This is a genomic window from Halosimplex marinum, from assembly GCF_051414075.1.
Taxonomy (GTDB): domain Archaea; phylum Halobacteriota; class Halobacteria; order Halobacteriales; family Haloarculaceae; genus Halosimplex; species Halosimplex marinum.
Genome location: NZ_JBLKNY010000005.1, coordinates 386,141 through 412,682, shown reverse-complemented (window position 1 = coordinate 412,682; position 26,542 = coordinate 386,141). Strand labels below are relative to the sequence as shown.

Below are 26,542 nucleotides of genomic sequence, written 5' to 3'. Positions count from 1 at the left end.
CGAACACAAAGCATTTGTCGCGGTGGCCGGTTTCTCGGCAGTGATGCCCTCCACGATACCCACTGCGGTGCCCCTTCAGGCCGGCGAGGCGGCGTTCGTCCTCCTGTTCGGGCTGATCGTGTTCGCTATCGGGATCGCCCTCGTCTTCTGGACGTACAGCGACGCCCAGAAGAACAGCAGCCACCCCGCGTTCCTCTGGGCCATCGTCGTCTTCCTGGCGCCGCTTCTGGGACTCGTGCTGTACTTCCTCATCGGCCGCGACCGGAAATACTGACCGGCCGGTGGCGGCCAGTCCGGTCGACTGGGTGACCGGCGATCCCATTCGCTACCGGCCGCGGCGACGAGTTGTGTCCTGCAAGATCGTCCGATACCGCTCCTGTGCGGCCTCGAAACTGTACTCCGACTCGATCAACTCGCGCCCGTTGCGGCTGATCGCCGGCAGGTCCTCGCGGTCGAGGACCGCGAGCAGTTCCCGGCGGATGTCGTCGGGGTCGGTGCTGTCCATCAGGAAGCCCGTCTCGCCGTCGCGGACCACGTCGGGCACGCCCGAGACGGGCGTCGCGTAGACGGGCGTCCCGCAGGCCAGCGCTTCGAGGATCGTCGTCGGCAGCCCCTCCGTGGGTTCCGAGGGGAGGACCACCAGCCGCAGGCGGTCGAGTTCCGCGGGCACGTCGTCGTGGTCGACCCACCCGCGCATCTCCACCTGCCCGGCCTCGATTTCGTCCGCGAGTTCCGCCTCCAGCCACTCGCGCAGGTCGCCGTCACCGATGAACGTGAAGGTCACGTCGTCGGGCAGGCCCTTCGCCGCGGCGGCGAGTTCGCGGACGTTCTTCTCCTCGTCGAGCCGGCCGAGGAAGCCGACCCGACGGCCCCGCTCTTCCAGGGGCGTCCGGATCCGGAACTCGTCGGTCCGGACGTAGCGAGCACCCGTGGGGTACACGTCGGGAGAATCGGGGTCGATATCGAGTTGCTCGGCCATCGACGGCGTGTAGGTCACGACCCCGTGGGCGGCCGCGAAGCCCGCGCGTTCGAGCGCGCGGACGAGGCCCGCGAGCGTCCGGGGGACCGGCGAGGGCAGCGACTCCTCCCAGGCGATACGGAGCGTCAGCGGCACGTCCCCGCGGGGTTCGACCAGGACCGTCTTCCCGATAGCCCGGGCGAACAGGATCGGCAGGAGGTACGAGGTCGCCCCGTAGAAGAGGACGACCTCCTCCTCGCGGCCGGCGAGGACTCGACACATCCGGAGCTGGTTGACGAGGAATCGGGCGGCCGCCACCGCGACCGAGTCGCCGGCGCCTTTCCGCGTGAGTTCGACGAGTTCGTGGCGGTCGCGGATCTCCGAGTCGGCGGGCAGGTCCGCGGTCACGAGCGCCACGCCGGTCACCGCCGAGAGGATGTCGAGCAGGCTCCGCGTGGCGTTCTCGCCGGCCGCCGCGAGGGGGTGCGTGACGACGCACACGTCGGGCAGGTCCGCCATTACCGATGGGGTGGCCCCGGCGGGCGCTTAACGCTGGTCATCCCCACTTGACGATCCCGTAGAGATACCCCAGGCCGACGACGCCGGTCAGCAAGAGGAGCCAGGCGAGCTGTTTCGCGGCGGTCGCGTCGGGGTCGCGAATCAGGTCCCGGAGCCGGCCCGGGACGAACTCGCCGAGGATCTTCCCGAGGAAGTCGCTCTCCTCCTCGGCCGATCCGGGGACGAACTGCTGCATCCCGCGCTTGGAGTAGCCCTGCCAGAACGCCCGGTCGAGCAGCCACTTCGGCTCGGTGCGGTAGGCGAACACCTTGTGGCCGACCGTCGCGTCTGGGACGTAGCGGACGCCCCGTCCGCACTCCTCGCGCATCCGGGCGCAGACCTCCGTCTCGCCGCCCTGGAGGTTCTTGTCGCCCTTGCGGCCGCCGATCTCGTCGTCGAAGCCGCCCAGGTCGAGGAACACCTCCCGGCGGAAGGAGATGTTCGAGCCGTTGGTGTTGCGGACCTCGGCGGGGGTCTCGCGGCCCTCGCCGAACCCGCGGTAGGTGGCGCCGATCAGGAAGTAGAACTCCTCGGGGAGAAAGCGGGCCTCGCCGTCGACCCAGATGGGGTCCATCCGGCCGCCGGCGGCGACGGCGTCGTGGGTCTCGTAGGCGTCGACGAGCCGCTCGATCCACTCGGGGTGGGCGACGGCGTCGTCGTCGATGAACGCGACCACGTCGCCGCTGGCGGCCTCGGCGCCGTTGTTGCGGCTGACGAGCAGGCCGCGGTTCTCGTCGTTGCAGCGGGTGACGACGTTCTCCCGGCCGCCGAAGTCGGCCTCGAACCGCTCGTAGACCTCGGGGTTGCCGTCGCTGACGAAGACGAGTTCCACGTCCTCGTAAGTCTGGTCGAGGACGCTGCGAGCGGCCTCGGTGACCGCGTCGTAGCGGTCCATCGTGTGCTCGCAGAGCACGACGGAGACGCGCATACCCGCCCATCGACCGGGGGCCGGAATATGCTTTCCGTCTGCCGTCCCCCGACCGTCCGAGTTCGGGCCGACCCGTCGCGGCCGAAATCGCAGTACTGCGGCCCGATCCGTGGGCCCCGGCGAGTCGGGTTTACCGTGAGATGACAAGGCTTATGCGCGCGATGGAACTGGTTCCGTCAATGAGTCAGTGGCGTGGTCAGATCGAAAACATCGACGAACCCGGTGATCTCGCCGACGTGGTGGGTGAGTACTACCACATCCCGGCGATGGTCGCCCTCCTCGGGTTCATGCTGTGGAGTCGCGTCCGCGACTGGAAAGCGTTCCTGGTAGACGGGACGGTGTATTTCAGCGGGAACGACCCGTGGTACCACTACCGGATGGTCAAGTACACGGTCCAGAACTGGCCGATGACGAGCCCGTTCGACCCGTGGACCCGGTTCCCCGTCGGCACCCACTCCAGCCAGTTCGGCACCGTGATGGACCAGCTGGTCGCGACGGCCGCGCTGGTGGTCGGCCTCGGGAACCCGAGCGACCACACCGTCCGCCTGGTGGTCCTCTTCGCCCCGGCCGTCTTCGGCACGCTGGTGGCGATCCCCACGTACTTCCTCGCGAAGCGCCTCGCCGGGAAGTTCGCCGGCGTGTTCGCCGTCGCCGTCCTCGCGCTCGCCGGGAGCACGTTCGCCCAGCGCGGGACCGTCGGCTTCTACGACCACCACGTCGCCGAGGCGCTGTTCATGACGACCGCCGTCCTCGCGACGATGGTCGCCGTCTCCGTCGCCGAGCAGGAGAAACCCGTCTGGGAACTGTTCCAGGCCCGCGACGTCGACGCCCTGCGCCGCCCCGTCGGCTGGTCGCTGGTCGCCGGCGCCGCCATCGCCGTCTATCTGTGGACCTGGGCGCCGGGCGTCTTCCTCGTCGGTATCCTCGGTACCTTCTTCCTCATCGAGATCTGCTCGGAGTACGTCCACGGCGAGAGCCCCGAACACGTCGCCATCGCCGGGGCGCTGACGCTCTCGACCGCCGGCGTGTTGAGCTTCGCGGTTCTGGAGAACACCGGCATCAGCGCGACGAGTTACAGCCTGGTCCAGCCGATGCTCGCGTTCGCCGTCGCCGCGGGCTGTGTCTTCCTCGCGTGGCTCGCCCGCGAGTGGGACGGACGGGACCTGCCCAACTACCAGTACCCCCTCGCGGTCGTCGGCATCCTCGTCGTCCTGGCCGGTGCGGTCATGGTCCTGCTGCCCGACCTCTGGAGCTTCTTCGTCACCCAGCTCACCCGCGTCGTCGGGCTGGAGAACTCCGACACGGCCCAGACCGTCGGTGAAGCGCAGTCGCTGCCGTTCGGTCAGCTGTTCCCCCGCTACGGCTTCACGGTGTTCATCGCGCTGCTCGGCGTCGCCTACGTCGCCGTCCGGCAGTTCTACGACCGGCCCCGCGCCGAGCTGACGCTCGTCGCCGTCTGGACGGTGTTCCTCCTGTTCGCGACGCTCACCCAGCGCCGCTTCGACTACTACTTCGCCGTCGCCGTCGCGACGATGGGCGCGATGGTCCTCGGGGAACTCGCGCGGTTCTCCGGGCTGACGACGCCCGACACGGAGATCGAGACCTACCAGGTGTTGACGATAGCCGCCGTCGTCCTGGTGGTGTTCGCCCCGCTGCTGTACCCGACGCCGCTCGCGATGCAGATGACCTCCGCGCCGCAGGGCCCGGGCCAGGCCCAGCCGGCCTGGAACGAGACGCTCGGCTGGATGGAGACGAACGCGCCCGCCCAGGGCACCTACGGCGGCGCCGACAACGCCGACGCGGTCCCCTACTACGGCACCTTCGAACGCACCGACGACTTCGACTACCCCGAGGGGTACTACGGGACGCTCTCGTGGTGGGACTACGGCCACTGGATCACGGTGATGGGCGAACAGATGCCGATCGCCAACCCGTTCCAGCAGGGGGCCAACCAGGCCGCGAACTTCCTGCTGTCGACCAACGAATCGCACGCCAACGAGGTCATGACCGACCTCAGCGAGGACGACGCGAAGAGCCGGTTCGTCACGGTCGACTGGAAGATGGTCGAGACCGCGACCTCCTACCAGCGCGCCGGCGCCGGCCCGATCAGGCTCGGCGGGAAGTACTTCGCGCCGTTCTCGTTCTACTCCGACGGCAACATCTCCCGGACCGACTACTACCGGGGGCTGTACTTCCAGACCAACCAGCAGACCGGGGTCCAGTACCGCCTCTTCAACCGCCACCAGCAGCCGTACTACAACTCCACGGCCGTCCGGCTGTACCGGTTCCACGGGAGCGCCACCGATCCGGCCCCGATCGTCCTCGACTGGACGATCGAGGACGTGGGCGACCAGCAGGTCCCGGTGAGCAACGGGACCCGCCGGTTCGGCTCGATGGAGCAAGCCCGCGAGTACGTCGAGAGCGACCCGACCTCCCAGATCGGCGGGTTCGGGAACTACCCCGAGGAACGGGTGCCGGCGCTCGAACACTACCGGATGGTCCAGGGTAGCAACACCACGTCCACGGAGTCGTTCCGGTACCAGCTCGGGCTCCGGAAGACCGCCGGCGGCGCCTTCCAGACCTCGCTGCGCCAGCCGGGCGTGCTCGGCGCGCTCCAGCCGCCCAGTTCGAACTGGGTGAAGGCCTTCGAGCGCGTCCCCGGCGGGACCATCGAGGGCGAGGGGCCCGCGAACACGACGGTCAACGCCGCCGTCCAGATGGAGGTCCCCTCGACGGACTCCACGTTCGTCTACCGCCAGCGGGCCCAGACCGGCGAGGACGGGACGTTCACGATGACGGTCCCCTACTCCACGACCGGCTACGACGAGTGGGGCACCGAGGAGGGGTACACCGAACCGAGCGTCCGCGCGAACACCTCCTACCGACTCAGCACGGAGATGACCTCCAACGGGACCCACACGTTCCGCTACGGCGGCACGGTCGACGTGACCGAGGGCCAGGTCATCGGCGAGAACGAGTCCGCGTCGACGATCACCCTCGAGAAGGGACAGGCGCAGCCGCTCCAGATCAACCAGAACGTGACATCGAACGGTACCGCCACCGACGGCACGGCCGGCAACGGTACCGCCAGCGACGGGACGACGAACGGGACGGACGGCGATTCGACACCGAACGACGGGACGACGGCCACGCCGACCGCGACCGCCACGGACGCGGTGACCGCCACCGACGCGGGGACTGCGACCGACTCCGACGGCACCGCCAACGGTTCGAGCGGGTCGGCGCTGGTCGATCCCGCGCCCGCGACGCTGTTCGCGTTGCTCGGCGGCGGACTGCTCTCGGTCGTCGGCCTGACGAACCGCGACTGACCGCGGACGACCGTTTTCTCCGCGCGATGTCCCCCGCCGGCGCGGGGCATCCGTCACTACTAACTACCGGCTCCGACTTCCGTCCCCTATGACACGACAGCGGGGTCGACCCGACGGACGGCGTCGGCCGAACGCGCCTGCGGGTGGTGCCGATGGCGGTTGACGGCGGCCTGCTCGCGCTCGACGTACTGCTCGTGGCGTTCGCCGGCGGCGCGGTCGGCGCGGCGGTCGGCGGCTACGCGGCCTACGGGCTCGCCGGACTCGTCGTCACGGTCGGCGAGATCGCGCGCGTCACGACCGGCGCGGGCGGCTCCTCGCTGGTCGCCGACTCGCCGGACCTCGCGACGGCGGGGGTCGCGGGGCTGGTCGGCTACGGGCCGGTCCTCGGGCCGCACGTCGCGTTCGCCGGCGGCGCGGCAGCGGCGGCCTACGCCGGCCGGAAGGGCCACCTCGACACCGACTTTCCGTACCACGAGGCCAAGCACCTCGCGGCGCCGCTCGGGCCGCGCCCCGGCGCGCTCCTCATCGGCGGCGTCTTCGGCGTCCTCGGCTACTGGCTCGCACAGCTGTCGCTCCGGCTGGGACTGCCCTGGGACCCCGTCGCCGCCAGCGTCGTCGTCTCCGCACTGTTGCACCGCGCCGTCTTCGGCTACCCGCTCCTCGGCCGGCTCGACACCGACCTGCTCGACATGTCGCCGTACGAGGACGGCGACCGGCGGATGGCCGCCGACGGCGACGGCGCGCGGTCGCTCGCGGGCCGGTACGTCGTCGAGCCGTGGCTCCCCTACCAGTCCGAGTGGCTGTCGGTCACGCTGCTGGGCCTCCTCGTCGGTATCTTCGCCGGCTTCCTCGCCGTCGCGACGGGCAGCTACTTCCTCGCGTTCGGGATCGCCGCCGCCGGGCTGCTGTTCCTGACCGCCGGCGTCGAGCGGTTCCCCGTCACCCACCACATGGCACTGCCCGCCGGGATCGCCGCGCTCGCGCTCCCGGCGGCCGGACCGACGGTCGCGGTCCTCGCTGGCGGCGCCTTCGGCGCCCTCGCGGGACTGGTCGGGGAACTCGCCCAGCGGGTGCTGTACGCCCACGCCGACACCCACCTCGATCCCCCGTCCGTGGCCATCGTCGTCACCACTCTGCTCGTCGCAGTCCTCGACGTCGCGGGCGTCTTCCAGCAGGCCGCCGTCCCCACCGTCGGGCTCGCCTGAGGTCCGTTCGCGTCCGGCGATCGGCGGAACGGAAAGCCGCGTATTCACAGCGTTTTTATACTGACCTCGGCATGTTAGGATAGATGCAGCAGTGGCTGGTCGGTGACGCGGTCGGGGGAGTACTGGCGGCCGGGCCCGCGACGGAGACCGGGGCGCGAGAGTCGCCGTCGTTCCCGGTCGCCGGCGAGCCGTCGGTCGGCCTCCTGCAGTCGGCGTCCGGCGACATCGGGGGGATGATGGTCGCCGCGGTCGTCCTCGTCGCCCTCGGTCTCGGCGGCGTCGCCGCCTGGCACTCCGGACTCCCGTCGCTCCGGTCGGAGAGCGAACCGTCGAAGAGCGGGTCCGCCGCGGAACCCGACGGACCGGAAACCACCGAGCGACCGCCCGAAACAGACCGGCCGGGGGCGGGGACGGAGGTCGAGCCCGACGAACCCGCCGGCAGGACCGACCGGGAACTGATCGTCGACATCCTCGAGTCCAACGAGGGGCGGATGAAACAGGCCCGCATCGTCGACGAGACCGGCTGGTCGAAGTCCAAGGTCAGTATGTTGCTCTCCGAGATGGAGGACGAGGAGGAGATCAGCAAACTCCGCGTCGGCCGGGAGAACATCATCAGCCTCAGCGGCAACGAACCCGAGGCCGCCGGCTCCCCGTTCGACGAGGAGTGATACGGATTATTGCAAGCGTTTACCGGGTCGACCGCACGACTACGTGCGGTCGATCCCGGAATGACTTGCAATAATCCGTATGAGTGTGCGACGGCGTCCCGATACGGCCGCGAAGCGCAACCGTTAAACCCGTATCCTCGCTACGAACTGGTACACACAGAGGGCGTGTGCGCTCCGTTGGTGTAGTCCGGCCAATCATCTTGCCCTCTCACGGCAAGGACCAGGGTTCGAATCCCTGACGGAGCATCCCTTCCTTCGCTACTCTCCTTCCAGTGGCGTCTCTTCGCGTCAGTCGGGACGGGGTCACTCCGACGAGGCGCCCAACAGGAGTAGCACGCGCTCGTGACGGATGCCGTCGGCCGTTTCGACACCGTTCGCTTCCGTCATCTCGTCGAATTCGAACGCGAGCACCGAATCGAGGTAGCTCCAGTCGCGTCCGGTGACGGCGTGTCGACGGTCCCAACGGAGGACGAACCGGAGCGTCCGACCCGTACAGTCAGGCGATGTCGCGGGAGGTGTCGATGGAGACCTGCTCGACGAGGTCGAGCTTGATGATGTCGGTGGGGGCGCGGCCGCCGCGGAACTTGGGGATCGCGAGGCGGTTCTCGACCTCGTCGGCGTCGGTCGTCGTCTTCAGCTCGAAGATCACGTCGGCGAAGTGCTCGGTGGTGTCCCGCAGGGGCGGGACGCTGCGGCCGTCGAGGCAGTGGACGATGGCGAGGCTGCCCGTGTTGACGATGTGGTTCTGCAGGTCGTTCATAAAGGAGCGGTACCGCGACGGCGGCTCCTGGGCCTCGAGCACGTCGAGCGGGTCGACGATGAGGTTGGAGGTCTCCGGGAGCGCGGAGACGAGTTTGCTGGCGTTGTCCAGCGGGGCCTCCCCCGAGATGTGGCGGACCGTGGGGTCGCCGGTGGTGGCGGGCGACTGCTCGATGCTGGCGGTGACCGACTGGGCGGTCCGGTCCAGCGAGAGGTACAGCGTGCCGCGGGTCGCGGTCAGCTCGTAGAGAAACAGCTCCGCCTGGCTGGCCGGCTGGGCGCTGAGAGCGACGATGCTCCCCTCCGGGATCCCGCCCCCGAGCTTCCGGTCGAGGACGTCGATGCCCGTGTTGAGCCGGTTGACCATGCTACCGGTCCATTACGATCCCATCTGATTAAACATTCCGCCTCTCGAGCGCCGTTGCGAGCCGATCGTACGACGCGCGTCCGACTCGGTCGCCCAGCACGTCACCCGCTATCTCGGGAACCGTCGCCAGCACGGGCTCGGGTGCGAGAGCGAGTTCCCCCTCCGAACCGGTTGCCGCCGCCGGCGACTCGTCGGCCCGGGTGAGCACGCTCCCGAGGACGCGCGCGTCCAGCGTCTCGGCCATCCGCGCGGTCTTCGCGGCGTCGTCGAGGCTCGCCGGCTCGGCCGTCGAGACGACGAGTGCCGCGTCGGCGTGGCGCAGCGGTGCGGCGGCCGCGTCCGTCGCGCCCGCGGGGCAGTCGAGGATCACCCGCCCGCGAGCGCGGCCGAGCCGACGGAACGCCGTCCTGTCCAGCGGTCCCGACGCGCTTCCGGCCGGGAGCACGTCGACGCCCGGGACGACAGTGCTCCGGTGGGTCACCGCGGCGATCGAGTCGCCCTTCGCCACGGCGTCGACGCCCGGCGAGCGGTCCGTGTCGGCCATCGTGTGGAGGTTCGGCATATCGCAGTCGGCGTCGACGACGAGCGGCCGTTCGCCGTCGCGGGCGAGCGCCGCAGCCAGGCCCAGCGCCGTCGTCGTCTTGCCGCAGCCACCCTTTCCCCCTGCGATCGCGAGCATGGGCCGCGGTGGGCCCGCTCTCGCACTTGAACCTACGGACGTTCGACCCCGTGTCGGGAGTTTCAAGACAATCGAGGGCCCGACTCTACTCGATGCGTCACGACCACATTACCAGTGCGAAACAGCTCTCGCGGGCGGACATCGAGGCGGTGCTCGACCGGGCGGCGGAGGTGGCCGCCGACCCCGAGTCGTTCGCCGACCGCCACGGGAACGCCCTGCTCGGGCTCTGTTTCTTCGAGCCGAGCACGCGGACGAAGATGAGCTTCACCGCGGCGATAAAGCGGCTGGGCGGCGACGTGGTGGACATGGGCACCGTCGAGTCCTCCAGCGTCAAGAAGGGCGAGAGCCTCGCGGACACGGTCCGGGTGGTCGAGGGGTACGCCGACGCGCTCGTCCTCCGCCACCCCAGCGAGGGGTCGGCCCAGATGGCCAGCGAGTTCGTCGACGTGCCGCTGATCAACGCCGGCGACGGCGCCGGCCAGCACCCCACCCAGACCCTGCTGGACCTCTACACGATCCGCGAGTCGGCGGGCTTCGACGACCTGACGATCGGGATCATGGGCGACCTGAAGTACGGCCGGACGGTCCACTCGCTGGCCCACGCGCTGACGAACTTCGACGCCGACCAGCACTTCGTCAGCCCGGAGAGCCTCAAACTCCCCCGGAGCGTCCGCTACGACCTCCACGAGGAGGGGGCGTCGATCCGCGAGCACACGGAACTGGACGCGGTGCTCTCCGAACTCGACGTGCTGTACGTCACGCGGATCCAGGCCGAGCGGTTCCCCGACGAGAGCGAGTACCGGGCGGTCGCCGGCGAGTACCAGATCGACACCGAGACGCTGGAGGCGGCCCGCGACGACCTGACGGTCATGCACCCGCTGCCCCGCGTCGACGAGATCGCCCACGAGATCGACGACACCGACTACGCCCACTACTTCCAGCAGGCCCACAACGGCGTCCCCGTCAGGATGGCGTTGCTGGACCTGCTGCTCGGAGGTGACGAATGAGCGACCGCGAACTCCGCGTCTCGAAGATCCGCAACGGCACCGTCGTCGACCACATCACCGCCGGCCAGGCGCTGAACGTGCTCGCCATCCTCGGCATCGACGCCGACAGCGGCGAGACGGTCAGCGTCGGGATGCGCGTGCCCAGCGACCGCCTCGGCAGCAAGGACATCGTCAAGGTCGAGGGCCGCGAGCTGAGCCAGGACGAGGTCGACGTGCTCTCGCTGATCGCGCCCGCGGCGACGATCAACATCGTCCGCGAGTTCGACGTGGTCGAGAAACACCGCGTCGAGCGCCCCGAGGAGGTCGTCGGCGTCCTCTCCTGTCCGAACCGCCACTGCATCACGACCGAGGACGAGCCCGTCGAGTCCCGCTTCGACGTGCTCGACGACGGCATCCGCTGCACCTACTGCGACACCATCGTCCGCGACTCCATCGCCGAGCAGATCGACGTGGCCTGACCGAGTTTCGACACTTCAGAGCCGGTGCGAGCGATTCGCTCCTGCTTGCCATCGACGGGAGTCGACCTATTGACAGCCCCTCCGAGTGGCCGGTGGAGGCGTTCCAGTGTTCTACCACGACGACAAACTCCAGTACCCAGTCGAAGTCGAACAGCCGGACCCGGCGTTCGCGAAGATGCTCCAGGAGGCCATCGGCGGCGTCGAGGGCGAGATGCGCGTCTGCCTGCAGTACATGTTCCAGGCGTTCGGCGTCCCGGACGAACACGCCGAGTACCGCAAGCTCCTGATGGAGACGGCCGTCGAGGAGATCGGCCACATCGAGATGCTCGCGACCGCGGTCGCGAAGAACCTCGAAGGCGCGCCCACCGAACTGCGCGAGGAGATGAGTTCGGACGGCGCGGTCAACGCGGCGATGTCGGGCATGATGCCCCGCCAGTACCTCTCGGCGGGGATGAACGCGATGCCGGTCGACGCGAACGGCAACCCGTTCAACGCCAGCTACGTGGTCGCGAGCGGCAACCTCGCGGCGGACATGTACGCCAACGTCATGGCCGAGTCGACCGGGCGGCTGCTCGCGGCGCGGCTCTGGGAGATGACCGACGACCCGGGGATGAAGGACATGCTGTCGTACCTGGTGGCCCGCGACGCGATGCACCAGAACCAGTGGCTGAAGGCGCTGCACTCGCTGGGCGACCCCGAGGACCCGTTCGACCACCTGCCGATCCCCAACACCTTCCCGGAAGACGAGATGCCCGACGAGTTCGACTACTCCTTTATGTCCACCACGCGCGACGGCGAGGAGTACGAGGCGCCGTGGACGCAGGGTCCCTCGGTGGACGGCAAGGAGGACTTCTCGTTCATCTGGGAGGGCGACATGGAGGGCGCGATGCGGGACATCGCCGCAGCTGACCCCGACACCCACAACGAAGTGGCGAGCGACGACGACTGAGCGGGCGGCCGGCGACTGAGTGAGGGACCGATGACTGAGCGGGCGACGCCGCGAGTGCCCGCCGACCGCACCTCCGCTCACTTCGCACCAGAAACACTTTAACTGGCTGCCACGAACATTCGTTCGATGTCGAAGAAAACACTGCTCGTGCTGGTCGCCCTGGTCGCCGTCGCCGTCGTCTACAAGACGGCCCTCGGCGAGTAGGAAGCTAGACCGCGCCAGGGACCGCCGAGGCATCGCTCTCCGACCGCCTTTTCGAACGACTTACACCGCCCGCTCACGACCATCGGATATGTACGGCGTCGTCACGCGCAACGAGCCCGAGCTGGAGTGGGCGGAGTTCGACCGCGCCTTCTACGAGGTCAAGGACGTGACCGGCCGCGCGGCCGAGCCCGTCGACAATGGCGTCAACATGATATCCTGTTTCGGAGACAACAAGGCCGCCGCCGACAACCCCGACCTGGTCCCCGAAAGCGACGAGGGCGAACAGGCGACCCGGGAGCGCCCCTACTTCGACTGGGCGTACGTCTGTCCCACCCACGAGCGCTACCGCGAGGGGTTGCTTGAGATAATCGAGGACGCCGCCGAAGCGAACGCGGACGTGCGCCTCGACGACGTGGGCTTTCCCCGCGAGGAGTACTGCCACTGCGACCGCTGCGAGGAGACCTTCGCGGCCAGCGACTTCGACGACTGGCGCGCCTGGCGGGCATCGGTCATTACCGACTTCGTCGCCGAGGCCCGCGAGCGGGTGCCCGGCGACCTGTATCTCACGCTCTACCCCGACCCCTACCCGGGGCACATCTACGACCGCGCGGGGCTCGATGTCGAGGCGCTGGCCGAGTACGTCGACGAGTTCGTCGTCCCGCTGTACGACATGGCCTACTCGACGACCTACTGGCTGGAGGTCCTCGCAAAGGGGTTCGTCGACGAGCTCGACTCGCCGTTCTCGATCGAACTGTACGCCGTCAACGTGGACATCGACGACCTCGTCCACGCGACGGAGGTGGCCGAGGAGTACGCCGAGTCGGTGCTGTTCGGCTACGACGCCAGCAACGCCCGCGCGACGGTCCGCCGGATGCGTGCCGACGCCCGCGACGGCGAGCAGTTCGGTCCCGAGTGACGGATAGCGCCCGCGTGGCCGACTCTCACTCCCTGAACCGCTCCCGGCGCCACTCCCGCAGGACGGCTCTGTCTCTGGTGTTTTCGGGCAACTCGTCGAACCAGCGAGCGTCGGTGATCTCGCCGTCGGGGTCGTGGACTTCCAGCTCCGTCGATTTCGCCTCTCCCTCGAAGATGGGGAGGACGCCCCACGTCTCGTGGCCGTCGCCCCGGAAGCGGACCTCGCCGAGGATCCCGAGACCGTCGTAGTCTACGTCGATCCCGGCCTCCTCGCCGAGTTCCCGGCGGGCGCCCTCGCGGACGGACTCGTCGGGTTCGACCTCGCCCCCCGGGAGGACCCAGGTGTCGATGGCGTCCTGTTTGACGAGCAATAGCTCTCCAGAGGGGCGGTAGGCGAGCGTGTGAGCACCGTAGGGGAGCCCCTGGGCCTCGATGCGCTCGGCGACCGTCCGGAAGCGGCCGCGGGAGACGGTCCGGGTGGTCCTGAACTCGACGAAGTCGTCGTACTCCTCGGCGAAGCGGTGGTACACCTGTTCGGCCTCCTGGCGGGCCTCGGTGGCGAGGAACCAAAGGTTGTCGACGGCCGTCATCGCATCGGTGCCGGCGGGTGTACTCGCCTCGGCAAACGCCTCCGCCGGAGAGGGCGCGTTCGCTCGGTCATGGCCACCTGTTCGCGAGTCACCGGCATAAGTTTTCGACCTCCGTGCCGGTTCCTCCACGCCGCTGCCCGGAGGAGGGCACATCCCGGTTCCTCCGCGCCGCCGCCCGGGGAGGACCCGACCCGATTCCGCCGACGTGCGTCCGCCGCGTGTCTGACTGGGACTTATGTATCGCGTCGAGAGACCACGTACCGATGACGGAGGGTGTCAGGCGGTCGAACGAGGGTGGACGAGCGAGCGGCCGCGGAGCGGACGAGGCAGTGGGCGGCGCCGGACGAGTCGCCCTCGTGTGCGAGTCGGCGTTCGAGGCCGAGGCCGCGGCCCAGCTCGACCGCGCGCTCGGTGGGGACTCCCGGCGAAGCGTCCTCGGGGTCCTGTATCGCCACGACGTGCGAGCGTGGACGGCCGCGCTCCGGGAACGGTGCCCCGGGATCGATTCGGCCGCTGCCGTCGCCGTCGGCCCCGTCGCGGGGACCCAGCGGGACGGCGACCCACTCCCGGTCAGGGCGGTCTCCGACCCGGCGGATCTCACGGGGGTCGGTATCGCCGTCGGCGAGTGGCTGCGCGCCCGCGACGCCGACGAGCGGCCCGTGGTCTACCTGGACTCGCTGTCGACGCTGTTGCAGTACCGGGACCTCGAAGGCGCGTTCCGGTTCCTCCACGCGCTCCGGGCGCAGGCCCGCTCGACGGGGGCCGCCGCGTACGTCTCGGTCGACCCCGGAGCCCACGACGAGGCGACGCTGGCGACCCTCGGGGCGCTGTTCGATACCGTGGTCCGGAACGAACGGGTGGCCGCCGGCGCGGCGGCCGACGCTCCCGACACTTCCGCCGACTCGGCCGGCCGCGTCGTCACGGACGGCGGCGCTTCCGCGGATCCGGGTGCCGCGAGTGGCCCCGAGTGAGACGGATCAATCCCTTTTTGACGGGCCGTCGAGTACCGCCGCCCATGGCATTCGAAGAGGACGACCGCGTCATCCTCCGCGACGAGCACAGCGAGTACGACGGCGAAGAGGGCACGATCACGCAGGTCGTCGAGACGATGTTCGGCGACGAGAACTACACCGTCTCCTTCGAGGACGGCCAGGAAGCCGGCGTCTCCGAGGACGACCTCGAAGCCGCCGAGGAGTAAGCCGCTCGATGCCCTCCGTCCCGCTGCACTACGTCGACCTGCGCGCCTTCTGCTACGTCACCGAGGACGAGGAGCGCGTCGAGTCGGCGCTGCGGACCTTCCTCCCGGAGGAGTTCGAGGTCGAGCGGGCGGTCTCGGAGGGCCACCACGGCGACCGCATCGTCGTCCTCTCGGCGCGGGTCGAGCGCGCCGACGAGATCCGCCACGTCCTCGACACGCTCGGCGACCTCGACGACCTGGGGGCCGTGGCCGACGAACTCGACGAGCGGGTCGACGACAACTGCGCCTTCTACCTGACGCTGGACAAGCAGGCGGCGTTCCGCGGGGAGGTCGAGCGCGGCGACGGCATCACCTTCCGCTCGAAGGTCGAGGCCTACCCCGCCAAGAAGCCCAAGGCCGTCGAGAACGCCCGCGAGGTCTTCGAGGCGCTCTGAGCGCGCGATGAGCGACACGGATCGAAGGGCGGACGACTCGGCCTTCGAGGCCGTCCACGCCCACCCCGACGGCGAGGCGACCGTCGCCCGCCACGCGCTGACCGCCGCGGAGTACGGCTTCGACGGGGTCGTCGTCCGCAACCACGGCGACGCCCCCGCCGAGTTCGACGCCGACGAGATAGCGGAGCAGTACGGCGTCGAAGTCGTCGAGGGCGTCGAGATCCGGGCCGAGGACCCCTCTCGGGCGAGCGGGTTCGTCGGCAACCACCGCCGGTCGAAGACGGTGGTGGCGGTCCACGGCGGGACGCCCGCGATCAACCGCTTCGCCGTCGAACAGTCGGCCGTCGACGTGCTCGCTCACCCGATGACCGGCGACGGCGACGTGAACCACGTCCTCGCGAAGGCAGCCGCCGACAACGGCGTCCGCTTCGAGTTCTCCTTCGAGCGGGTGTTGCGGGCCGACGGCGGCCGGCGCGTCCAGGCCATCCGGGACCTGCGCAAACTCCGGGAGATCGTCGAGACCTACGACGCCCCCTACGTCGTCAGCGCCGACCCGCGCAGTCACCTGCAGTTCCGGGCGCCCCGCGACCTCGCCGCGGTCGGCGAGGTGCTGGGGTTCGACGCCGAGCAGGTGCGGGCGGGCCTCGCCGAGTGGGGACGGATCGCCGAGCGCAACCGCCGGCTGGCGAGCGACGCGTTCGTCGAACCCGGCGTCTACCGGGTGTCCGCGGACGACGCGGGCGACGAGGAGGCATCCCCCGATAGCGACGACCGGTAGCGACCCGTCCGGGAACGAGGCGTTCTTCCCGCCGCGGGGCGAACGCGGTGGTATGAAACGATCCATCGACGAGCACGCCGCCCGCTTCGACGAGAAGGCCGGCGAGTACGACGACTCGAAGAGCGACGAGTACCGCGCCTGCGCGTCGCTGGTCGTCGAGCACGCCAACCCCCGCACGCACGACACCGTCCTCGACCTGGGGACCGGAACGGGGGCCATCGCCCTCCCGCTCGCCGAGGAGGCGAAACGGGTGATCGGCCGGGACATCAGCGAGGGGATGCTCGACAAGGCCCGCGCGAAGGCCGACGACCGCGGACTCTCCAACGTCGAGTTCGGCGAGGGGCGGTTCCGCGAGCCCGCCGTCCCCGACGACGCCGACGTGGACGTGGTGACGACGAACTTCGCGATGCACCACCTCTCGGACGACGAGAAGCGGGAGGCGATCGACGTGATCACCGGTCTCGAACCGCGGCGGATCGTGCTGGGTGACGTGATGTTCTTCGACGGGCCCGACCCCGAGGAACCGTTCTACAGCCCCGAGGTCGACGACCCGGCGACGGTGGGCACGCTCGCTGACGCGTTCACGGACGCCGACTACCCGGTGACGGCGGTCGAGCGGGTCCACGACCAGGTAGGCGTGCTCGTCGCCCAGCGCGTGGTGCCGATGGGGGGCCGCGCCGCCTCGGTGGATCCGGAGCAGGAGGCGGGACGGGCGACGGACGCGGGTGAGGAGTCGTGAAGCACCTCCCGAAGCACCTCCAGCCGCGGTGGCGCTACCTCGCGGTCGGGCTGGAGGCGTGGCCCGACGCCGAGATCGGCCGACGGGCGTTCCAGCGGGAGCTGTGGTTCGCGGCGCAGAACCTCGTGGGCGACGCCGGGAGCGCCGAGGCGGACCTGTCGGTGGTCCGGTTCGCCTTCGAGGAGGGAGCGGGCCACGCCATCGTTCGGGCGCGCCGCGGCGAGGTCGGCCGCGCGCGGGCGGTTCTGTCCTGTCTGGACGCGGTCGACGGGGCGGCGGTGGGCGTCCGCGTGCGGGGGGTTAGCGGCACGGTGCGGGCCTGTGAAGAAAAGTATATACGACGCCGACCGGAACCAACGGACCAGAGAAACGTCGTCTTCGAGAACGCCGAGCGGCGTGCCGTCGGCCGCGACGGCCGAATCGACGTGCGGGCCGACGACGCGTTCGTCGGGGCGACCGAACTCGATCTATAAATATGCAGGGACAATCGCAACAGCAGGCGTACGACCGAGGGATCACGATCTTCTCGCCGGACGGCCGGCTCTACCAGGTCGAGTACGCCCGCGAAGCCGTCAAGCGCGGCACGGCAAGTATCGGCGTTCGAACAGCTGACGGGGTCGTGCTGGCGGTGGACAAGCGAATCCGCTCGCCGCTGATGGAACGGTCCAGCGTGGAGAAGATCCACAAGGCCGACGACCACATCGGCATCGCCAGCGCCGGCCACGTCGCCGACGCGCGCCAGCTCATCGACTTCGCCCGCCGCCAGGCGCAGGTCAACCAGCTGCGCTACGGCGAGCCCATCGGCGTCGAGACGCTCACGAAGTCGGTCACCGACCACATCCAGCAGTACACCCAGGTCGGCGGCGCGCGCCCGTTCGGCGTCGCGCTCATCATCGGCGGCATCGCCAACGGCGAGCCCCGCCTCTACGAGACCGACCCGTCGGGGACGCCCTACGAGTGGAAGGCGCTGGCCGTCGGCGCCGACCGCGGGGACATCCGGGAGTACCTGGAGGACAACTACGACGAGGAGATGGACCTCGACGGCGGCGTCGGCCTCGCCCTGGAGGCGCTCGCTTCGGTCAACGACGGCGAACTCTCGCCGGAGGGCATCGGCATCGCCACCATCAGCGTCGACGACGAGACGTTCACCGAGATGAGCGACGCCGAGAAGGAGTCCCACCTCGACGAGCTCGACCTGCTCGCCGTCGAGGACGACGACGAGAGCGAGAGCGAGGAGTAACGCGGCCCGCGGTCGGTGCCCGGTCCGGATCGGCCGAACGGTCCGACCGACAGGGGTCGCCTGCGAGCGGTCGACGCCCACACACCTTTTTACCCACACGGTGTTACCTCCGGGTATGATATCGCTCGACGAGGCCGTGACGGCGCGGCTCGAGTCCCACGGCGAGCGCTTCGAAGTGCTCGTCGAACCCGACGCCGCCCTCGCGATGAAGCGCGGGGAGTTCGACGGGGACCTGGAGGACGTGATCGCCGCCGAGGACGTCTTCGAGAACGCCTCCCGGGGGGACCGCCCGCCGGAGAACGCGCTCGAAGAGGTGTTCGGGACCACCGACCCCCTGGAGATCATCCCGGAGGTCGTCGAACGCGGGGAGATCCAGATCACCGCCGAACAGCGCAAGGAGATGCAGGAGCGCAAGCACAAGGAGCTCGTCAACCGCATCACGCGCAACGCGGTCAACCCGCAGATGGACGACGCGCCCCACCCGCCCGAGCGCATCGAGAGCGCGCTGGAGGAGACCGACTTCAAGATCGACCCGATGGAGCCCATCGAGAACCAGATCGACGACGCGCTCGACGCCCTGCGGCCGGTGATCCCCATCCGCTTCGACACCGTGAAGGTCGCCGCGCAGTTGCCCCCGGACTACGCCGGCAGCGGCCAGGCGCAGATCCGCGAGTTCGGCGACCTCGAGCGCGAGGAGTGGCAGCCCGACGGCTCCTGGGTCGGCGTCGTCGAGTTCCCCGCCGGGATGCAAAACGAGTTCTACGACCTCGTCAACGAGGTCTCCAGCGGCGAGGCCGAGACCCGCATCCTCAAAGACGAGGACGACATCGAGACCCGGTAGTCGCTCCGTTCGCGACCGGCACCCCGAACCGGCGGCTGTGACCGCCGGACGGCGGGGGTTCTGGAGAGTCGATCATTCCCGGTTGTGCGAGGTTACCGACCGCCGTCCCTCGGTTCACGCCGTCGCGCGAGCGATCCCCGCGGACGTGAACGTTCCGGTGTTGATATATGGAGCGGTTCCGAACTTCCGATCATGACCCACGTCTGCCGCAACTGCAAACGCGCGTTCAGTACGGAACTCGAGCTCGAACTACACCGGGACACGTGCTCGCAGGGCGACCTGTTCTGCGACGAGTGCGGCGAGCGCTTCGCGGAGCGACGGGCCACGGAGGACGGCTGGCACTATCGATGCCCCGGCGAGGACTGCGACGGCGAGGGGATGGGCGAGGACATCCACAAGGTAACCGACGTACGACTCGAGAAGTCGACCTGACGACGGCTGCGAACACTTCTCCTCACGCGTCCTATCCTGTCGATAGCTCGTCGCGCTCGGCGATCGACGCGATCCGGTCGAGCGCGCGGCGGCAGACGACGGCGTACCCGCCCGCGAGCAGCGGGATCTCGAAGGCGACCCGCGAGCGCCCGTCCCCCAGCGGCGTGACCGCGTGGCCGGTCGCAGGAATTTGCGCCACGCGCCACGTCCAGCGGTAGTCCGCGCAGGTCTCGACCTCGAAGGGGACCCACGGGCAGCCGGCGACCTGCACCTCGCCGCGCGATCCCGGTTCGATGGAGCGGTCGCGCGACCGGACGGCGGTGACGCTCGGCCCCCACTCGGGCCACTGCTCCGTGTCGGTCAGGACCGTCCAGACGGTGTCGGCGTCGGCGTCGACGACCCGACCGACGATAAGTCGCCGCCCGTCGGGCGTCCGCTCGATCCGCGGCAGCGAAGCCATACGCGCCCTTGGGGTCGCTCGGTCTTGGGTGACAGGGCGGGACCGCTCGATCCCGGGTGTCGGGACGGTATGTGGCCGTCGAGGTCAGGGGATCTCGCCGACCGCGCGCCGGAGATCGGACCCGTCGCGCCAGTGGACGACGCGGTCGCCCGCCGCGCGTTCGAGCGCCGCGAGGTGGGCGGCGGCCATCCCGTTGTCGTAGCGCTCGCGGCGGCGCTCGTCGCTCTCGTAGGCGCGCTTGAGCAACCAGAGCGCGTCGCGGACGCGGCTCTGCTCGTGGTAGAGGTACCCTAGTTCCCAGACGTGGCCGCCGTCGAAGTCCCCGAGGACGCCGACGACGTGGGTCGCCTGCTCACAGAGGATCTCGAAGGCGGGCGCCCACAGGTCGATCTCGTCGCCGGAGAGCCCGAAGTCCTCCAGCATGAACGCCGTCGCCCCGCGGCGGTCGTCCAGCAGGTCGCGGACCCGCCGGCGACGCCGTCCCGGTCCCCCGTCGCCGCCCCGCCCCACGACGAGGTACCGCCGGTCGCTGTACTGGATCTCGTTCAGCCGGTCGCCGTGGAGGCGGGTCTTGAGCCGCTCGTGTTGTTCCGGAGTCAGCGTCAGCGAGTTCGGACTCGCGTCGACCAGCCCCGCGCCGTCGACGCCGTCGACGTACGCCGGATTCTCCCCCGCTCTCCCGTCGTCGCTCTCGCCCCCCGACGCCCCCTCGTCGCTGTCGACCATGCCGGCCCGACTCCCGGACGTGGCAAGTGTCTTCCGACTGTCGGAGGAACAGTTAGACAAGCGTTCAATGAATAGTCGAGAAACGCTCGACGACCACTCGCACTCAGCGTCCAAGTGTTTATCACGCCGGGCGGCGTACGTAGGGATATGCGACCCGACGCGGCCGAACCCGGTGAGGAGGAGGCGAGCGACGCGTTCGACCCGTGGCTCGCGCTCCAGCGGGTCACCGACGAGACGCGGGCGAACATCGTCGCGGACGTGGTCGGCCACCCGAAGGGCGCGCCCAGCGTCGACGAGCTCGACTACACCAACCCCAGCCTGGAACCCGATACCATCCGCAACCACCTGAAGACGCTCGCGGAGGCCGGCGTCGTCGAGGAGCTGACGGTCCCCGCCGGGCAGCGGACGCGGGGTTACCCCTACAAGTTCTACCGGGTGACCGAGCGAGCCCGGGAGCTGTTCGACCGCAACGGGCTGTTCCCCGCGGAGGCGTGGCAACGCCAGTACGAGCGCGTCGAGAAGACCCCCGAGATCCGCGAACTCGAAGCGATGCCCCGACCCGAGGAGTAACTCCGGCACAGGGCGCTCTCCGGGGCGGTCTCTGTAGTCGATCGCGAACGGTGATCGGCCGTCGACGGCCGAGCGGGCGGCGTCAGACGGAGGTCTGACGGGGGCTTATGGCTCGGCCGCGGGTGTGGATCGGTAATGGCAGAGACAGAGTCGATCACCGTCGCGGACGTGAGCGACGGACCCTGTGGGAGCGGCGAGCCGGGCCGAGCCGTCGACCTGCCGGTCGTCGAGCTGCTGACCGGCCGCGGGTTCGTCACCGGCAAGTCCGGGTCGGGCAAGTCCAACACCGCCAGCGTCGTCGTCGAGAAGCTGCTCGACAACGGCTTCGGCATGCTCATCGTCGACATCGACGGCGAGTACTACGGCCTCAAGGAGGAGTACGAGATCCTCCACGCCGGCGCCGACGACGAGTGCGACATCCAGGTCACCACCGAGCACGCCGAGAAGATCGCCACGCTCGCCTTAGAGCAGAACGTCCCCATCATCCTCGACGTGTCGTCGTTCCTCGACGAGGACGAGGCGGCCGACCTGCTGACCGAGGTCTCCAAGCGGCTGTTCGCGAAGGCCAAGAAGCTCAAACAGCCGTTCCTCATGCTCGTCGAGGAGGTCCACGAGTGGATCCCCCAGAAGGGAAGCGTCGGCGAGTGCGGCAAGATGCTCATCAAGATCTCCAAGCGCGGCCGCAAGCACGGTCTGGGGGTCGTCGGCATCAGCCAGCGCCCCGCCGACGTGAAGAAGGACTTCATCACCCAGTGCGACTGGCTCGTCTGGCACCGGCTCACCTGGAACAACGACACGAAGGTCGTCAAGCGGGTGCTCGACACGGAGTACGCCGAGGCCGTCGAGGACCTTGACGACGGCGAGGCGTTCATGATGAACGACTGGGACGAGGACGTCCGGCGGGTCCAGTTCCGCCGCAAGCAGACCTTCGACGCCGGCGCCACGCCCGGCCTCGACGACTTCGAGCGTCCGGATCTCAAATCCGTCAGCGACGACCTGGTCTCCGAACTCCAGGAGATCAGCGAGGAGAAGGCCGAGACCGAGGACCGGATCGCGGAGCTGCGCGAGGAGTTAGACGAGAAGAACTCGCGGATCGCCGAGCTGGAGGCGGAGCTACAGGACGCCCGGGACATGCAGCGGATGGCCGACCAGTTCACGCAGGCGCTGGTCGACCACGTCAAGGGGGCCAACCCCGGCCGCACCGAACAGGAGCGGATGCGCGAGCGCCGCGCTGCCGCGAACGGGGACCAGTCGTCGTTCGACGACGCCGCCGAGTGGGCCGACGGGTCGGCGGAGGCGACCGCGGGTGCGGACGGCGAGGAGCCGCCGTTGCCCGACGAGACCGCCCGCGAGGACGACGGCTACGACGAGTCGGCGATGACCTGGCCCGGCGACGAGGCCGCCCGCGCGGAGGCCTGGGAGGGCGGCTCCGACCGCGCGGAGGTCGCCGAAGACGCCGACGCGGACACAGAACCCGACGAAACGACCGCGGACACCTCGCCGAGCGCCGACGACGACGCCGGGATGTTCGGCGGGATGGGCGACGCCTTCGGCGACGACGCCCAACTCGCAGAGAGCGCCGCGACCGACGGCGGGACCGCCGCGCGGACCGACGAGGGGCTCGGCGGGGCCGACGACGCGGCGATGACTCGCGGGTTCGACGGCGTCGAGGACGACCCGCTGGGCGACCGCGCGACCGACGCCTTCGAGGCGGGCACCTCGACGGCCGTAGACGACGAGGCGGTCGAGGACGCCGCCGCGTTCGCCCGCGAGCTGGCCGACGACCTCGCGGACCTGGAGGCCGAGACCCGGCAGATGCTTCGGTACTACCGCGACCACGGCCCCGGGACGCCGACGGACGCGCTGTTCGCGGCCGGCGGCTCCGACGACCGAACCCGGGCCTACGCCCGCAACCGGCGGCTGCGCGTCCGCGGCCTGGTCGAACACGTCGGCCGCGGCCGCTACGACTATCGCGTCCCCGCGCTCCTGCGCGAGCGCACCGACCGCGAGTCGGTCGACCCGTTCGTCCGGCAGGTCGAGCACGCGCTCGACGGCGGCGACCACGGGGACGTGCCGGCCGACGAGTCCGAGCGAGCCGACGAACCCAGCCAGGTCGACGAACCCGACCGAGTCGAGGACGCCGATGCGAGCACGGAGACCGGCGCCGGAGACGTGCCGGCCGAGGACGGCACCCCGGGCGGAGATACCGCCAACGGCCTCGACGACCTGCGACCCGACGACGCCGACGACGACAGTGCCGACGACTCCTCCCTCGCCGTCGACAACGACGAAGTCGAGATCCTCGACTGACCGGCGGGACTCGAACGACGGGGTTGTCCGCTCACTTCTCGCTGGCGGATTCGTTCCGAATCGTTTTCACGCTCGCGAGCGACTGCCGACCCGTGCGCCGACGCGACCTGCTCGCCGCGGTCGGTGCGGGGGCGGCCGGATTCGCCGGCTGTCAGACCCGCGCGAACTCCACGGACTCGGGGACGCCGACGCCGCCGGCCTGCGAGGGAGCGACCGGGCGGCGGGTGACGCTCGCCGACACCGCCGACGTGCCTGGGGCCGCCGAACTGGTGATCGATCCGGTGGTACTGACCGCCCACAGCAGCCCCGAATCCCCGGCCCGGGTGCGGATCGAACTCGCGAACACGGGCGCGCGGCGAGAGGCGAACGTCGTCGACGACACGCGGTGTCACCTGTTCAACCGGAACGGGCGGAGCGACGACGGCGGCCTGTGGCTCTACCGGAGCCAGGACGCGCCCGGGCGCGACGAACGCGCGGGCGAGTGCTGGACCCTCGACCGCGTCCCCGACGGAAGACCCGCCTACCGGGCGTACTCCTGTGGCGGGTACACGCTGGCATCCGGCGGCCAGCGGTACTTCACCTACGAGGTCTGGGACGACTACCTCGCGGACGGCTACATGCGTCCCGGCACCTACCGGTTCACGACGCCGGTCCGGATCGGCTACGAGGGAGACGTCGAGGCGGTCGAGTTCGACTGGTGGCTGGAACTGGACGTGCAACGGTGAGACGGCTGACGTCGCGGCGGCACGGGGTGGCGAGACGGAGCGACTCAGATCTCGGGTAGCCGTAGCCCCGCCGCGACCATCGCGAGGGCACCGACCGCCAGCACCGCCAGCCCGGGGACGAACGAGCCCGTCAGATCCCTGAGCCCGCCGACGAGGAACGGGCCGAAGAAGCCGCCGAGTTCGCCGACGGCGAAGACGAGGCTCACGGCGGTCGCGGTCAGCCCGGGGCCGATGTCCTCGATCTCGGTCGGGATGGCGCGGACGAGCGGCGAGACGCCGCCGACACCGGTCCCGACGACCACGGCGGCGACGCTCGCAGCGAGGACGGTCCGGCCGACGGCGAGCCCGGCGACGCCGACGAGCGCCGCGGCGCCGCAGACGACGACCGCCTCGCGGCGGCGACCCAGCCGGTCCGAGAGCGGCGGGACGATTACGGTGCCTGCGGCCTGGCCGACGACGAACAGCGTCGCGACGGCGGCGGCCCGCGCGGGGGTCGCGCCGCGGGCGCCCGCGAGGGTGGGTAGCCACCCCTGGAGGCTGTGGCCCAGCAGGAGGTAGACGGTGCCGACGACGACGAGCAGGCGCATCACGCGGTGGGAGAACACCCGGGCCACGTCAGCCCGGAGCGACCCGAGCGCGAAGTCGCTCTCCGCGTCGTCGCCGTAGGGCGTCCCGTGGCGGCGGGCGTGCCACGCGGCGACCGGGACCCAGACGACGAGGAAGGCCAGCGCCGCGCCGGCGAGGGCGCGGAAGGTCGGTCGCCACCCGCCCAGCGCGGGCCCCAGGACCGCCCGGCCGACGCTGTAGGCCGCGGCCGTGCCGGCGTAGGAGCCGAGGATGTACACCGTCGACATCGTGCCCAGCAATCGGGAGGGGAAGACGCTCGCGACGAGCTTCGGCAGGCCGAACGTGATCCCCGTCGCGCCGACGGCGAAGACGACGGTCGTCGCGAGCATCCCCGGGAAGCCGGTCGTCGCCGAGCGTAGTAGTTGCGCGACGCCGAAGATCCCGACCGCGAGCGCGATGCCGCGGCGGGCGCCGATGCGGTCGAGCGCGAGCCCGGAGAGCAGCGAGAGCGGGACGTAGGTCAGCGGGACCGCACCGACCAGCGCGCCGGCCTGGGTGTCCGAGAGCCCGAGCTGTCGACCGATGGGTTCGAGGAACGCGGCGAGCGCGAACCAGTTGGCCATGAGCAGGAGGTAGCTCACAGCGCCGAGGACGACCAACGCGTAGGAACTCGGCGGAACCGCGTCCGGGGGCGCGTCGTGCGACCCCGAACCGTCCGACGGCTGGCCGTCCGACGACGCGTCGGCCGACGGTCCGCCACTCGTGCCGCCGCTCGCCGCGTCACGACCCGCCTCGTCGACCATGGTCGGGTTTGCGACGAGCCCCGCAAATACCCTCCGACAGCGAACAGCCCGACCGCCCGTCGGCGCGGTGAGTTACGCCCGTTCCCGGAACCGCACGGTTCCGTCCTGCTCGACTGTGACCCGGAACCCCTCGTAGTCGAACGACACGTCCATCCGGGCGTCGTCGTCCGGCGGGTCCGAGAAGAGACTGTCGAGCACGCTGTCGGCGCAGCCGTACATGTCGCTCAGCTCGGTCACGTCCGTCCCGCGGATGTCGGCGACGGTCGCCGCGACCTGCGCGGCGGGTTCGTCCTCCTCCGGGTCGAGCTGTCTGCGGACGGCGCCGTCTTCCACGTGATCTTCCATATCCGGCGTAGTGCCGCGAACGACTAAAGGTGCGTCACCGCGGGGAGTATCCGGTATCCAGACGGGATCGAAACGTCAGCGGACGCTTATCGGTGTGAGGGCCGTACCGGTCCCGTGAGTGTCATCGGCGACTTCACGGTGCCGGCCGAGTCGTTCGCACTCGCGGAACCGCTCGCGAGCCACCCGGAGACGAAGGTCACGGCCAACCGGCAGGCCACCCACAGCCCGCGCGAGGTGTTCCCGTTCCTCTGGGCGACGGGCGGGGACCTCGACGCGTTCGGTGAGTCGCTCGCCGAGGCGCCGGCCGTCGAGACGATGTCGGTCGCCGAGCGGGCCGACGACGCGGTCATGTTCCGGGTCGTCTGGGCGGAGCCCTTTCAGGAACTGATCCACGACATGGTCGACCACCACGCGGCCATCGTCGAGGCGTCGGCGAGCGGCGACACCTGGTCGCTCCGGCTCAGGTTCGCCGAGGAGTCGATGGTCTCGTCGTTCCGGGACCACTTCGACGAGACGGGTCGCCGCTTCGAGGTGCGCTCGCTGTGGCACCCCTCCGGCCCGCGCCAGCGGGAGTACGGCCTCACCGCCGAGCAGTACGAGGCGCTCGCGGCGGCGGCCCGGGAGGGTTACTTCGACGTGCCGCGCCGCGCATCGGCGACCGACCTCGGCGAGCGACTCGGGATCTCCGGGAACGCGGCCTCCCAGCGGGTCCGCCGCGGCTCCGCCGCGCTCGTCCGGAACGCGCTGTTGCTCGACGAGTCGAGCGAGGGTACTTGAACGGCGGTACGATCGAAGGCGGT

General features: G+C 70.0%; 30 protein-coding genes and 1 tRNA gene. 22 read left to right on the top strand and 9 right to left on the bottom strand.

Going from position 1 to position 26,542, the window contains the following annotated elements:
- The first annotated feature begins 43 nt into the window (after positions 1-43).
- Positions 44-274, top strand: a complete 231-nt coding sequence (locus ACMGFI_RS15490) for a PLDc N-terminal domain-containing protein (protein ID WP_436910725.1) — start codon at positions 44-46, stop codon at positions 272-274.
- Between the two features lie 51 nt (positions 275-325).
- On the opposite strand, the gene ACMGFI_RS15485 is transcribed toward ACMGFI_RS15490, so the two are convergent.
- On the bottom strand, positions 326-1,477 hold the full coding sequence (locus ACMGFI_RS15485) for a glycosyltransferase family 4 protein (RefSeq protein ID WP_436910724.1): 1,152 nt from the start codon (positions 1,475-1,477) through the stop codon (positions 326-328).
- Between the two features lie 37 nt (positions 1,478-1,514).
- Positions 1,515-2,444 carry a glucosyl-dolichyl phosphate glucuronosyltransferase gene (gene aglG / locus ACMGFI_RS15480; protein WP_436910723.1) on the bottom strand — a complete coding sequence of 310 codons (930 nt, stop codon included), beginning with the start codon at positions 2,442-2,444 and terminating at the stop codon, positions 1,515-1,517.
- A 179-nt stretch (positions 2,445-2,623) separates the two neighbouring features.
- Between aglG and ACMGFI_RS15475 the strand changes: the two genes are divergently transcribed.
- The 4 genes from ACMGFI_RS15475 to ACMGFI_RS15460 all read left to right on the top strand — a co-directional run bounded on the left by ACMGFI_RS15475 (position 2,624) and on the right by ACMGFI_RS15460 (position 7,892).
- Entirely contained in the window at positions 2,624-5,773 is a 3,150-nt protein-coding gene (locus ACMGFI_RS15475) for an oligosaccharyl transferase, archaeosortase A system-associated (RefSeq protein ID WP_436910722.1), read from the top strand.
- Between the two features lie 152 nt (positions 5,774-5,925).
- Positions 5,926-6,978: a DUF7973 family transport facilitator gene (locus tag ACMGFI_RS15470; protein ID WP_436910721.1), complete on the top strand. Its 1,053-nt coding sequence runs from the start codon at positions 5,926-5,928 to the stop codon at positions 6,976-6,978.
- 83 nt (positions 6,979-7,061) lie between these two features.
- A complete protein-coding gene (locus ACMGFI_RS15465; RefSeq protein WP_436910720.1) occupies positions 7,062-7,646 on the top strand; it encodes a helix-turn-helix transcriptional regulator in 585 nt (194 codons plus the stop codon).
- Positions 7,647-7,817: 171 nt separating this feature from the next.
- Positions 7,818-7,892, top strand: a tRNA-Glu gene (locus ACMGFI_RS15460).
- A gap of 250 nt (positions 7,893-8,142) precedes the next feature.
- Here the strand turns inward: ACMGFI_RS15460 and ACMGFI_RS15455 are convergent.
- The gene (locus ACMGFI_RS15455; protein WP_436910719.1) at positions 8,143-8,772 is read right to left on the bottom strand and encodes an RAD55 family ATPase; all 630 of its coding nucleotides are present in this window, start codon (positions 8,770-8,772) and stop codon (positions 8,143-8,145) included.
- A 28-nt stretch (positions 8,773-8,800) separates the two neighbouring features.
- Positions 8,801-9,451, bottom strand: coding sequence for a MinD/ParA family ATP-binding protein (locus tag ACMGFI_RS15450; protein ID WP_436910718.1), 651 nt, complete (start codon positions 9,449-9,451; stop codon positions 8,801-8,803).
- A gap of 92 nt (positions 9,452-9,543) precedes the next feature.
- On the opposite strand from ACMGFI_RS15450, the gene pyrB reads away from it, so the two are divergent.
- The 4 genes from pyrB to ACMGFI_RS15430 all read left to right on the top strand — a co-directional run bounded on the left by pyrB (position 9,544) and on the right by ACMGFI_RS15430 (position 12,985).
- Positions 9,544-10,458, top strand: coding sequence for an aspartate carbamoyltransferase (gene pyrB / locus ACMGFI_RS15445; protein ID WP_436910717.1), 915 nt, complete (start codon positions 9,544-9,546; stop codon positions 10,456-10,458).
- Positions 10,455-10,916 carry an aspartate carbamoyltransferase regulatory subunit gene (gene pyrI / locus ACMGFI_RS15440; protein ID WP_436910716.1) on the top strand — a complete coding sequence of 154 codons (462 nt, stop codon included), beginning with the start codon at positions 10,455-10,457 and terminating at the stop codon, positions 10,914-10,916. The genes pyrB and pyrI overlap by 4 nt, the downstream gene beginning before the upstream one ends.
- A 106-nt stretch (positions 10,917-11,022) precedes the next feature.
- Positions 11,023-11,865, top strand: coding sequence for a manganese catalase family protein (locus ACMGFI_RS15435; protein ID WP_436910715.1), 843 nt, complete (start codon positions 11,023-11,025; stop codon positions 11,863-11,865).
- Between the two features lie 292 nt (positions 11,866-12,157).
- A complete protein-coding gene (locus ACMGFI_RS15430) occupies positions 12,158-12,985 on the top strand; it encodes an alpha-amylase family protein (RefSeq protein WP_436910714.1) in 828 nt (275 codons plus the stop codon).
- A 25-nt stretch (positions 12,986-13,010) separates the two neighbouring features.
- On the opposite strand, the gene ACMGFI_RS15425 is transcribed toward ACMGFI_RS15430, so the two are convergent.
- Positions 13,011-13,574, bottom strand: a complete 564-nt coding sequence (locus ACMGFI_RS15425; protein ID WP_436910713.1) for an NUDIX hydrolase — start codon at positions 13,572-13,574, stop codon at positions 13,011-13,013.
- A 263-nt stretch (positions 13,575-13,837) separates the two neighbouring features.
- Between ACMGFI_RS15425 and ACMGFI_RS15420 the strand changes: the two genes are divergently transcribed.
- The 9 genes from ACMGFI_RS15420 (at position 13,838) to ACMGFI_RS15380 (ending at position 19,236) form a co-directional block, all read left to right on the top strand.
- Positions 13,838-14,545, top strand: a complete 708-nt coding sequence (locus ACMGFI_RS15420) for a DUF7504 family protein (protein WP_436910712.1) — start codon at positions 13,838-13,840, stop codon at positions 14,543-14,545.
- A 44-nt stretch (positions 14,546-14,589) separates the two neighbouring features.
- A complete protein-coding gene (locus tag ACMGFI_RS15415) occupies positions 14,590-14,772 on the top strand; it encodes a DUF1918 domain-containing protein (RefSeq protein ID WP_436910711.1) in 183 nt (60 codons plus the stop codon).
- Positions 14,773-14,780: 8 nt separating this feature from the next.
- The gene (locus ACMGFI_RS15410; protein WP_436910710.1) at positions 14,781-15,206 is read left to right on the top strand and encodes an RNA-binding protein; all 426 of its coding nucleotides are present in this window, start codon (positions 14,781-14,783) and stop codon (positions 15,204-15,206) included.
- Positions 15,207-15,213: 7 nt separating this feature from the next.
- The gene (locus tag ACMGFI_RS15405) at positions 15,214-15,984 is read left to right on the top strand and encodes an RNase P subunit p30 family protein (RefSeq protein ID WP_436910709.1); all 771 of its coding nucleotides are present in this window, start codon (positions 15,214-15,216) and stop codon (positions 15,982-15,984) included.
- A gap of 52 nt (positions 15,985-16,036) precedes the next feature.
- Positions 16,037-16,723: a class I SAM-dependent methyltransferase gene (locus ACMGFI_RS15400; RefSeq protein ID WP_436910708.1), complete on the top strand. Its 687-nt coding sequence runs from the start codon at positions 16,037-16,039 to the stop codon at positions 16,721-16,723.
- Complete coding sequence (locus ACMGFI_RS15395) at positions 16,720-17,196, top strand: Rpp14/Pop5 family protein (RefSeq protein ID WP_436910707.1); 477 nt, start codon at positions 16,720-16,722, stop codon at positions 17,194-17,196. The genes ACMGFI_RS15400 and ACMGFI_RS15395 overlap by 4 nt, the downstream gene beginning before the upstream one ends.
- Before the next feature lie 2 nt (positions 17,197-17,198).
- Positions 17,199-17,963, top strand: a complete 765-nt coding sequence (psmA, locus tag ACMGFI_RS15390) for an archaeal proteasome endopeptidase complex subunit alpha (RefSeq protein ID WP_436910706.1) — start codon at positions 17,199-17,201, stop codon at positions 17,961-17,963.
- Positions 17,964-18,078: 115 nt separating this feature from the next.
- Positions 18,079-18,804, top strand: coding sequence for a ribosome assembly factor SBDS (locus tag ACMGFI_RS15385; protein WP_436910705.1), 726 nt, complete (start codon positions 18,079-18,081; stop codon positions 18,802-18,804).
- Positions 18,805-18,996: 192 nt separating this feature from the next.
- Positions 18,997-19,236: an HVO_2901 family zinc finger protein gene (locus ACMGFI_RS15380; RefSeq protein ID WP_436910704.1), complete on the top strand. Its 240-nt coding sequence runs from the start codon at positions 18,997-18,999 to the stop codon at positions 19,234-19,236.
- A 31-nt stretch (positions 19,237-19,267) separates the two neighbouring features.
- Here the strand turns inward: ACMGFI_RS15380 and ACMGFI_RS15375 are convergent, their stop codons facing one another.
- Together ACMGFI_RS15375 and ACMGFI_RS15370 are read right to left on the bottom strand one after the other, a co-directional pair.
- The gene (locus tag ACMGFI_RS15375) at positions 19,268-19,696 is read right to left on the bottom strand and encodes an SRPBCC family protein (protein ID WP_436910703.1); all 429 of its coding nucleotides are present in this window, start codon (positions 19,694-19,696) and stop codon (positions 19,268-19,270) included.
- Between the two features lie 84 nt (positions 19,697-19,780).
- Positions 19,781-20,422, bottom strand: coding sequence for a DUF8170 family protein (locus ACMGFI_RS15370; RefSeq protein WP_436910702.1), 642 nt, complete (start codon positions 20,420-20,422; stop codon positions 19,781-19,783).
- Positions 20,423-20,569: 147 nt separating this feature from the next.
- Between ACMGFI_RS15370 and ACMGFI_RS15365 the strand changes: the two genes are divergently transcribed.
- The 3 genes from ACMGFI_RS15365 to ACMGFI_RS15355 all read left to right on the top strand — a co-directional run bounded on the left by ACMGFI_RS15365 (position 20,570) and on the right by ACMGFI_RS15355 (position 24,027).
- A complete protein-coding gene (locus tag ACMGFI_RS15365) occupies positions 20,570-20,992 on the top strand; it encodes a helix-turn-helix domain-containing protein (RefSeq protein WP_436910701.1) in 423 nt (140 codons plus the stop codon).
- 135 nt (positions 20,993-21,127) lie between these two features.
- Positions 21,128-23,302: a helicase HerA domain-containing protein gene (locus tag ACMGFI_RS15360; protein ID WP_436910700.1), complete on the top strand. Its 2,175-nt coding sequence runs from the start codon at positions 21,128-21,130 to the stop codon at positions 23,300-23,302.
- 92 nt (positions 23,303-23,394) lie between these two features.
- Positions 23,395-24,027: a hypothetical protein gene (locus tag ACMGFI_RS15355; RefSeq protein ID WP_436910698.1), complete on the top strand. Its 633-nt coding sequence runs from the start codon at positions 23,395-23,397 to the stop codon at positions 24,025-24,027.
- A 44-nt stretch (positions 24,028-24,071) separates the two neighbouring features.
- On the opposite strand, the gene ACMGFI_RS15350 is transcribed toward ACMGFI_RS15355, so the two are convergent.
- Both ACMGFI_RS15350 and ACMGFI_RS15345 read right to left on the bottom strand, forming a co-directional pair.
- A complete protein-coding gene (locus ACMGFI_RS15350) occupies positions 24,072-25,397 on the bottom strand; it encodes an MFS transporter (protein WP_436910697.1) in 1,326 nt (441 codons plus the stop codon).
- A 72-nt stretch (positions 25,398-25,469) separates the two neighbouring features.
- Complete coding sequence (locus ACMGFI_RS15345; protein WP_436910696.1) at positions 25,470-25,742, bottom strand: HalOD1 output domain-containing protein; 273 nt, start codon at positions 25,740-25,742, stop codon at positions 25,470-25,472.
- Between the two features lie 114 nt (positions 25,743-25,856).
- Here ACMGFI_RS15345 and ACMGFI_RS15340 point away from each other — a divergent pair, with 114 nt between their 5' ends.
- Positions 25,857-26,519 carry a helix-turn-helix domain-containing protein gene (locus tag ACMGFI_RS15340; RefSeq protein ID WP_436910695.1) on the top strand — a complete coding sequence of 221 codons (663 nt, stop codon included), beginning with the start codon at positions 25,857-25,859 and terminating at the stop codon, positions 26,517-26,519.
- Positions 26,520-26,542 lie beyond the last annotated feature (23 nt).

Bases quoted from the DNA above. Each gene is read 5' to 3' on its own strand.
- ACMGFI_RS15490 (WP_436910725.1), top strand. From the start codon at position 44: ATGCCCTCCACGATACCCACTGCGGTGCCCCTTCAGGCCGGCGAGGCG.
- ACMGFI_RS15485 (WP_436910724.1), bottom strand. From the start codon at position 1,477: ATGGCGGACCTGCCCGACGTGTGCGTCGTCACGCACCCCCTCGCGGCG.
- aglG (WP_436910723.1), bottom strand. From the start codon at position 2,444: ATGCGCGTCTCCGTCGTGCTCTGCGAGCACACGATGGACCGCTACGAC.
- ACMGFI_RS15475 (WP_436910722.1), top strand. From the start codon at position 2,624: ATGAGTCAGTGGCGTGGTCAGATCGAAAACATCGACGAACCCGGTGAT.
- ACMGFI_RS15470 (WP_436910721.1), top strand. From the start codon at position 5,926: ATGGCGGTTGACGGCGGCCTGCTCGCGCTCGACGTACTGCTCGTGGCG.
- ACMGFI_RS15465 (WP_436910720.1), top strand. From the start codon at position 7,062: ATGCAGCAGTGGCTGGTCGGTGACGCGGTCGGGGGAGTACTGGCGGCC.
- ACMGFI_RS15455 (WP_436910719.1), bottom strand. From the start codon at position 8,772: ATGGTCAACCGGCTCAACACGGGCATCGACGTCCTCGACCGGAAGCTC.
- ACMGFI_RS15450 (WP_436910718.1), bottom strand. From the start codon at position 9,451: ATGCTCGCGATCGCAGGGGGAAAGGGTGGCTGCGGCAAGACGACGACG.
- pyrB (WP_436910717.1), top strand. From the start codon at position 9,544: ATGCGTCACGACCACATTACCAGTGCGAAACAGCTCTCGCGGGCGGAC.
- pyrI (WP_436910716.1), top strand. From the start codon at position 10,455: ATGAGCGACCGCGAACTCCGCGTCTCGAAGATCCGCAACGGCACCGTC.
- ACMGFI_RS15430 (WP_436910714.1), top strand. From the start codon at position 12,158: ATGTACGGCGTCGTCACGCGCAACGAGCCCGAGCTGGAGTGGGCGGAG.
- ACMGFI_RS15425 (WP_436910713.1), bottom strand. From the start codon at position 13,574: ATGACGGCCGTCGACAACCTTTGGTTCCTCGCCACCGAGGCCCGCCAG.
- ACMGFI_RS15420 (WP_436910712.1), top strand. From the start codon at position 13,838: ATGACGGAGGGTGTCAGGCGGTCGAACGAGGGTGGACGAGCGAGCGGC.
- ACMGFI_RS15415 (WP_436910711.1), top strand. From the start codon at position 14,590: ATGGCATTCGAAGAGGACGACCGCGTCATCCTCCGCGACGAGCACAGC.
- ACMGFI_RS15410 (WP_436910710.1), top strand. From the start codon at position 14,781: ATGCCCTCCGTCCCGCTGCACTACGTCGACCTGCGCGCCTTCTGCTAC.
- ACMGFI_RS15405 (WP_436910709.1), top strand. From the start codon at position 15,214: ATGAGCGACACGGATCGAAGGGCGGACGACTCGGCCTTCGAGGCCGTC.
- ACMGFI_RS15400 (WP_436910708.1), top strand. From the start codon at position 16,037: ATGAAACGATCCATCGACGAGCACGCCGCCCGCTTCGACGAGAAGGCC.
- psmA (WP_436910706.1), top strand. From the start codon at position 17,199: ATGCAGGGACAATCGCAACAGCAGGCGTACGACCGAGGGATCACGATC.
- ACMGFI_RS15385 (WP_436910705.1), top strand. From the start codon at position 18,079: ATGATATCGCTCGACGAGGCCGTGACGGCGCGGCTCGAGTCCCACGGC.
- ACMGFI_RS15380 (WP_436910704.1), top strand. From the start codon at position 18,997: ATGACCCACGTCTGCCGCAACTGCAAACGCGCGTTCAGTACGGAACTC.
- ACMGFI_RS15375 (WP_436910703.1), bottom strand. From the start codon at position 19,696: ATGGCTTCGCTGCCGCGGATCGAGCGGACGCCCGACGGGCGGCGACTT.
- ACMGFI_RS15370 (WP_436910702.1), bottom strand. From the start codon at position 20,422: ATGGTCGACAGCGACGAGGGGGCGTCGGGGGGCGAGAGCGACGACGGG.
- ACMGFI_RS15365 (WP_436910701.1), top strand. From the start codon at position 20,570: ATGCGACCCGACGCGGCCGAACCCGGTGAGGAGGAGGCGAGCGACGCG.
- ACMGFI_RS15360 (WP_436910700.1), top strand. From the start codon at position 21,128: ATGGCAGAGACAGAGTCGATCACCGTCGCGGACGTGAGCGACGGACCC.
- ACMGFI_RS15350 (WP_436910697.1), bottom strand. From the start codon at position 25,397: ATGGTCGACGAGGCGGGTCGTGACGCGGCGAGCGGCGGCACGAGTGGC.
- ACMGFI_RS15345 (WP_436910696.1), bottom strand. From the start codon at position 25,742: ATGGAAGATCACGTGGAAGACGGCGCCGTCCGCAGACAGCTCGACCCG.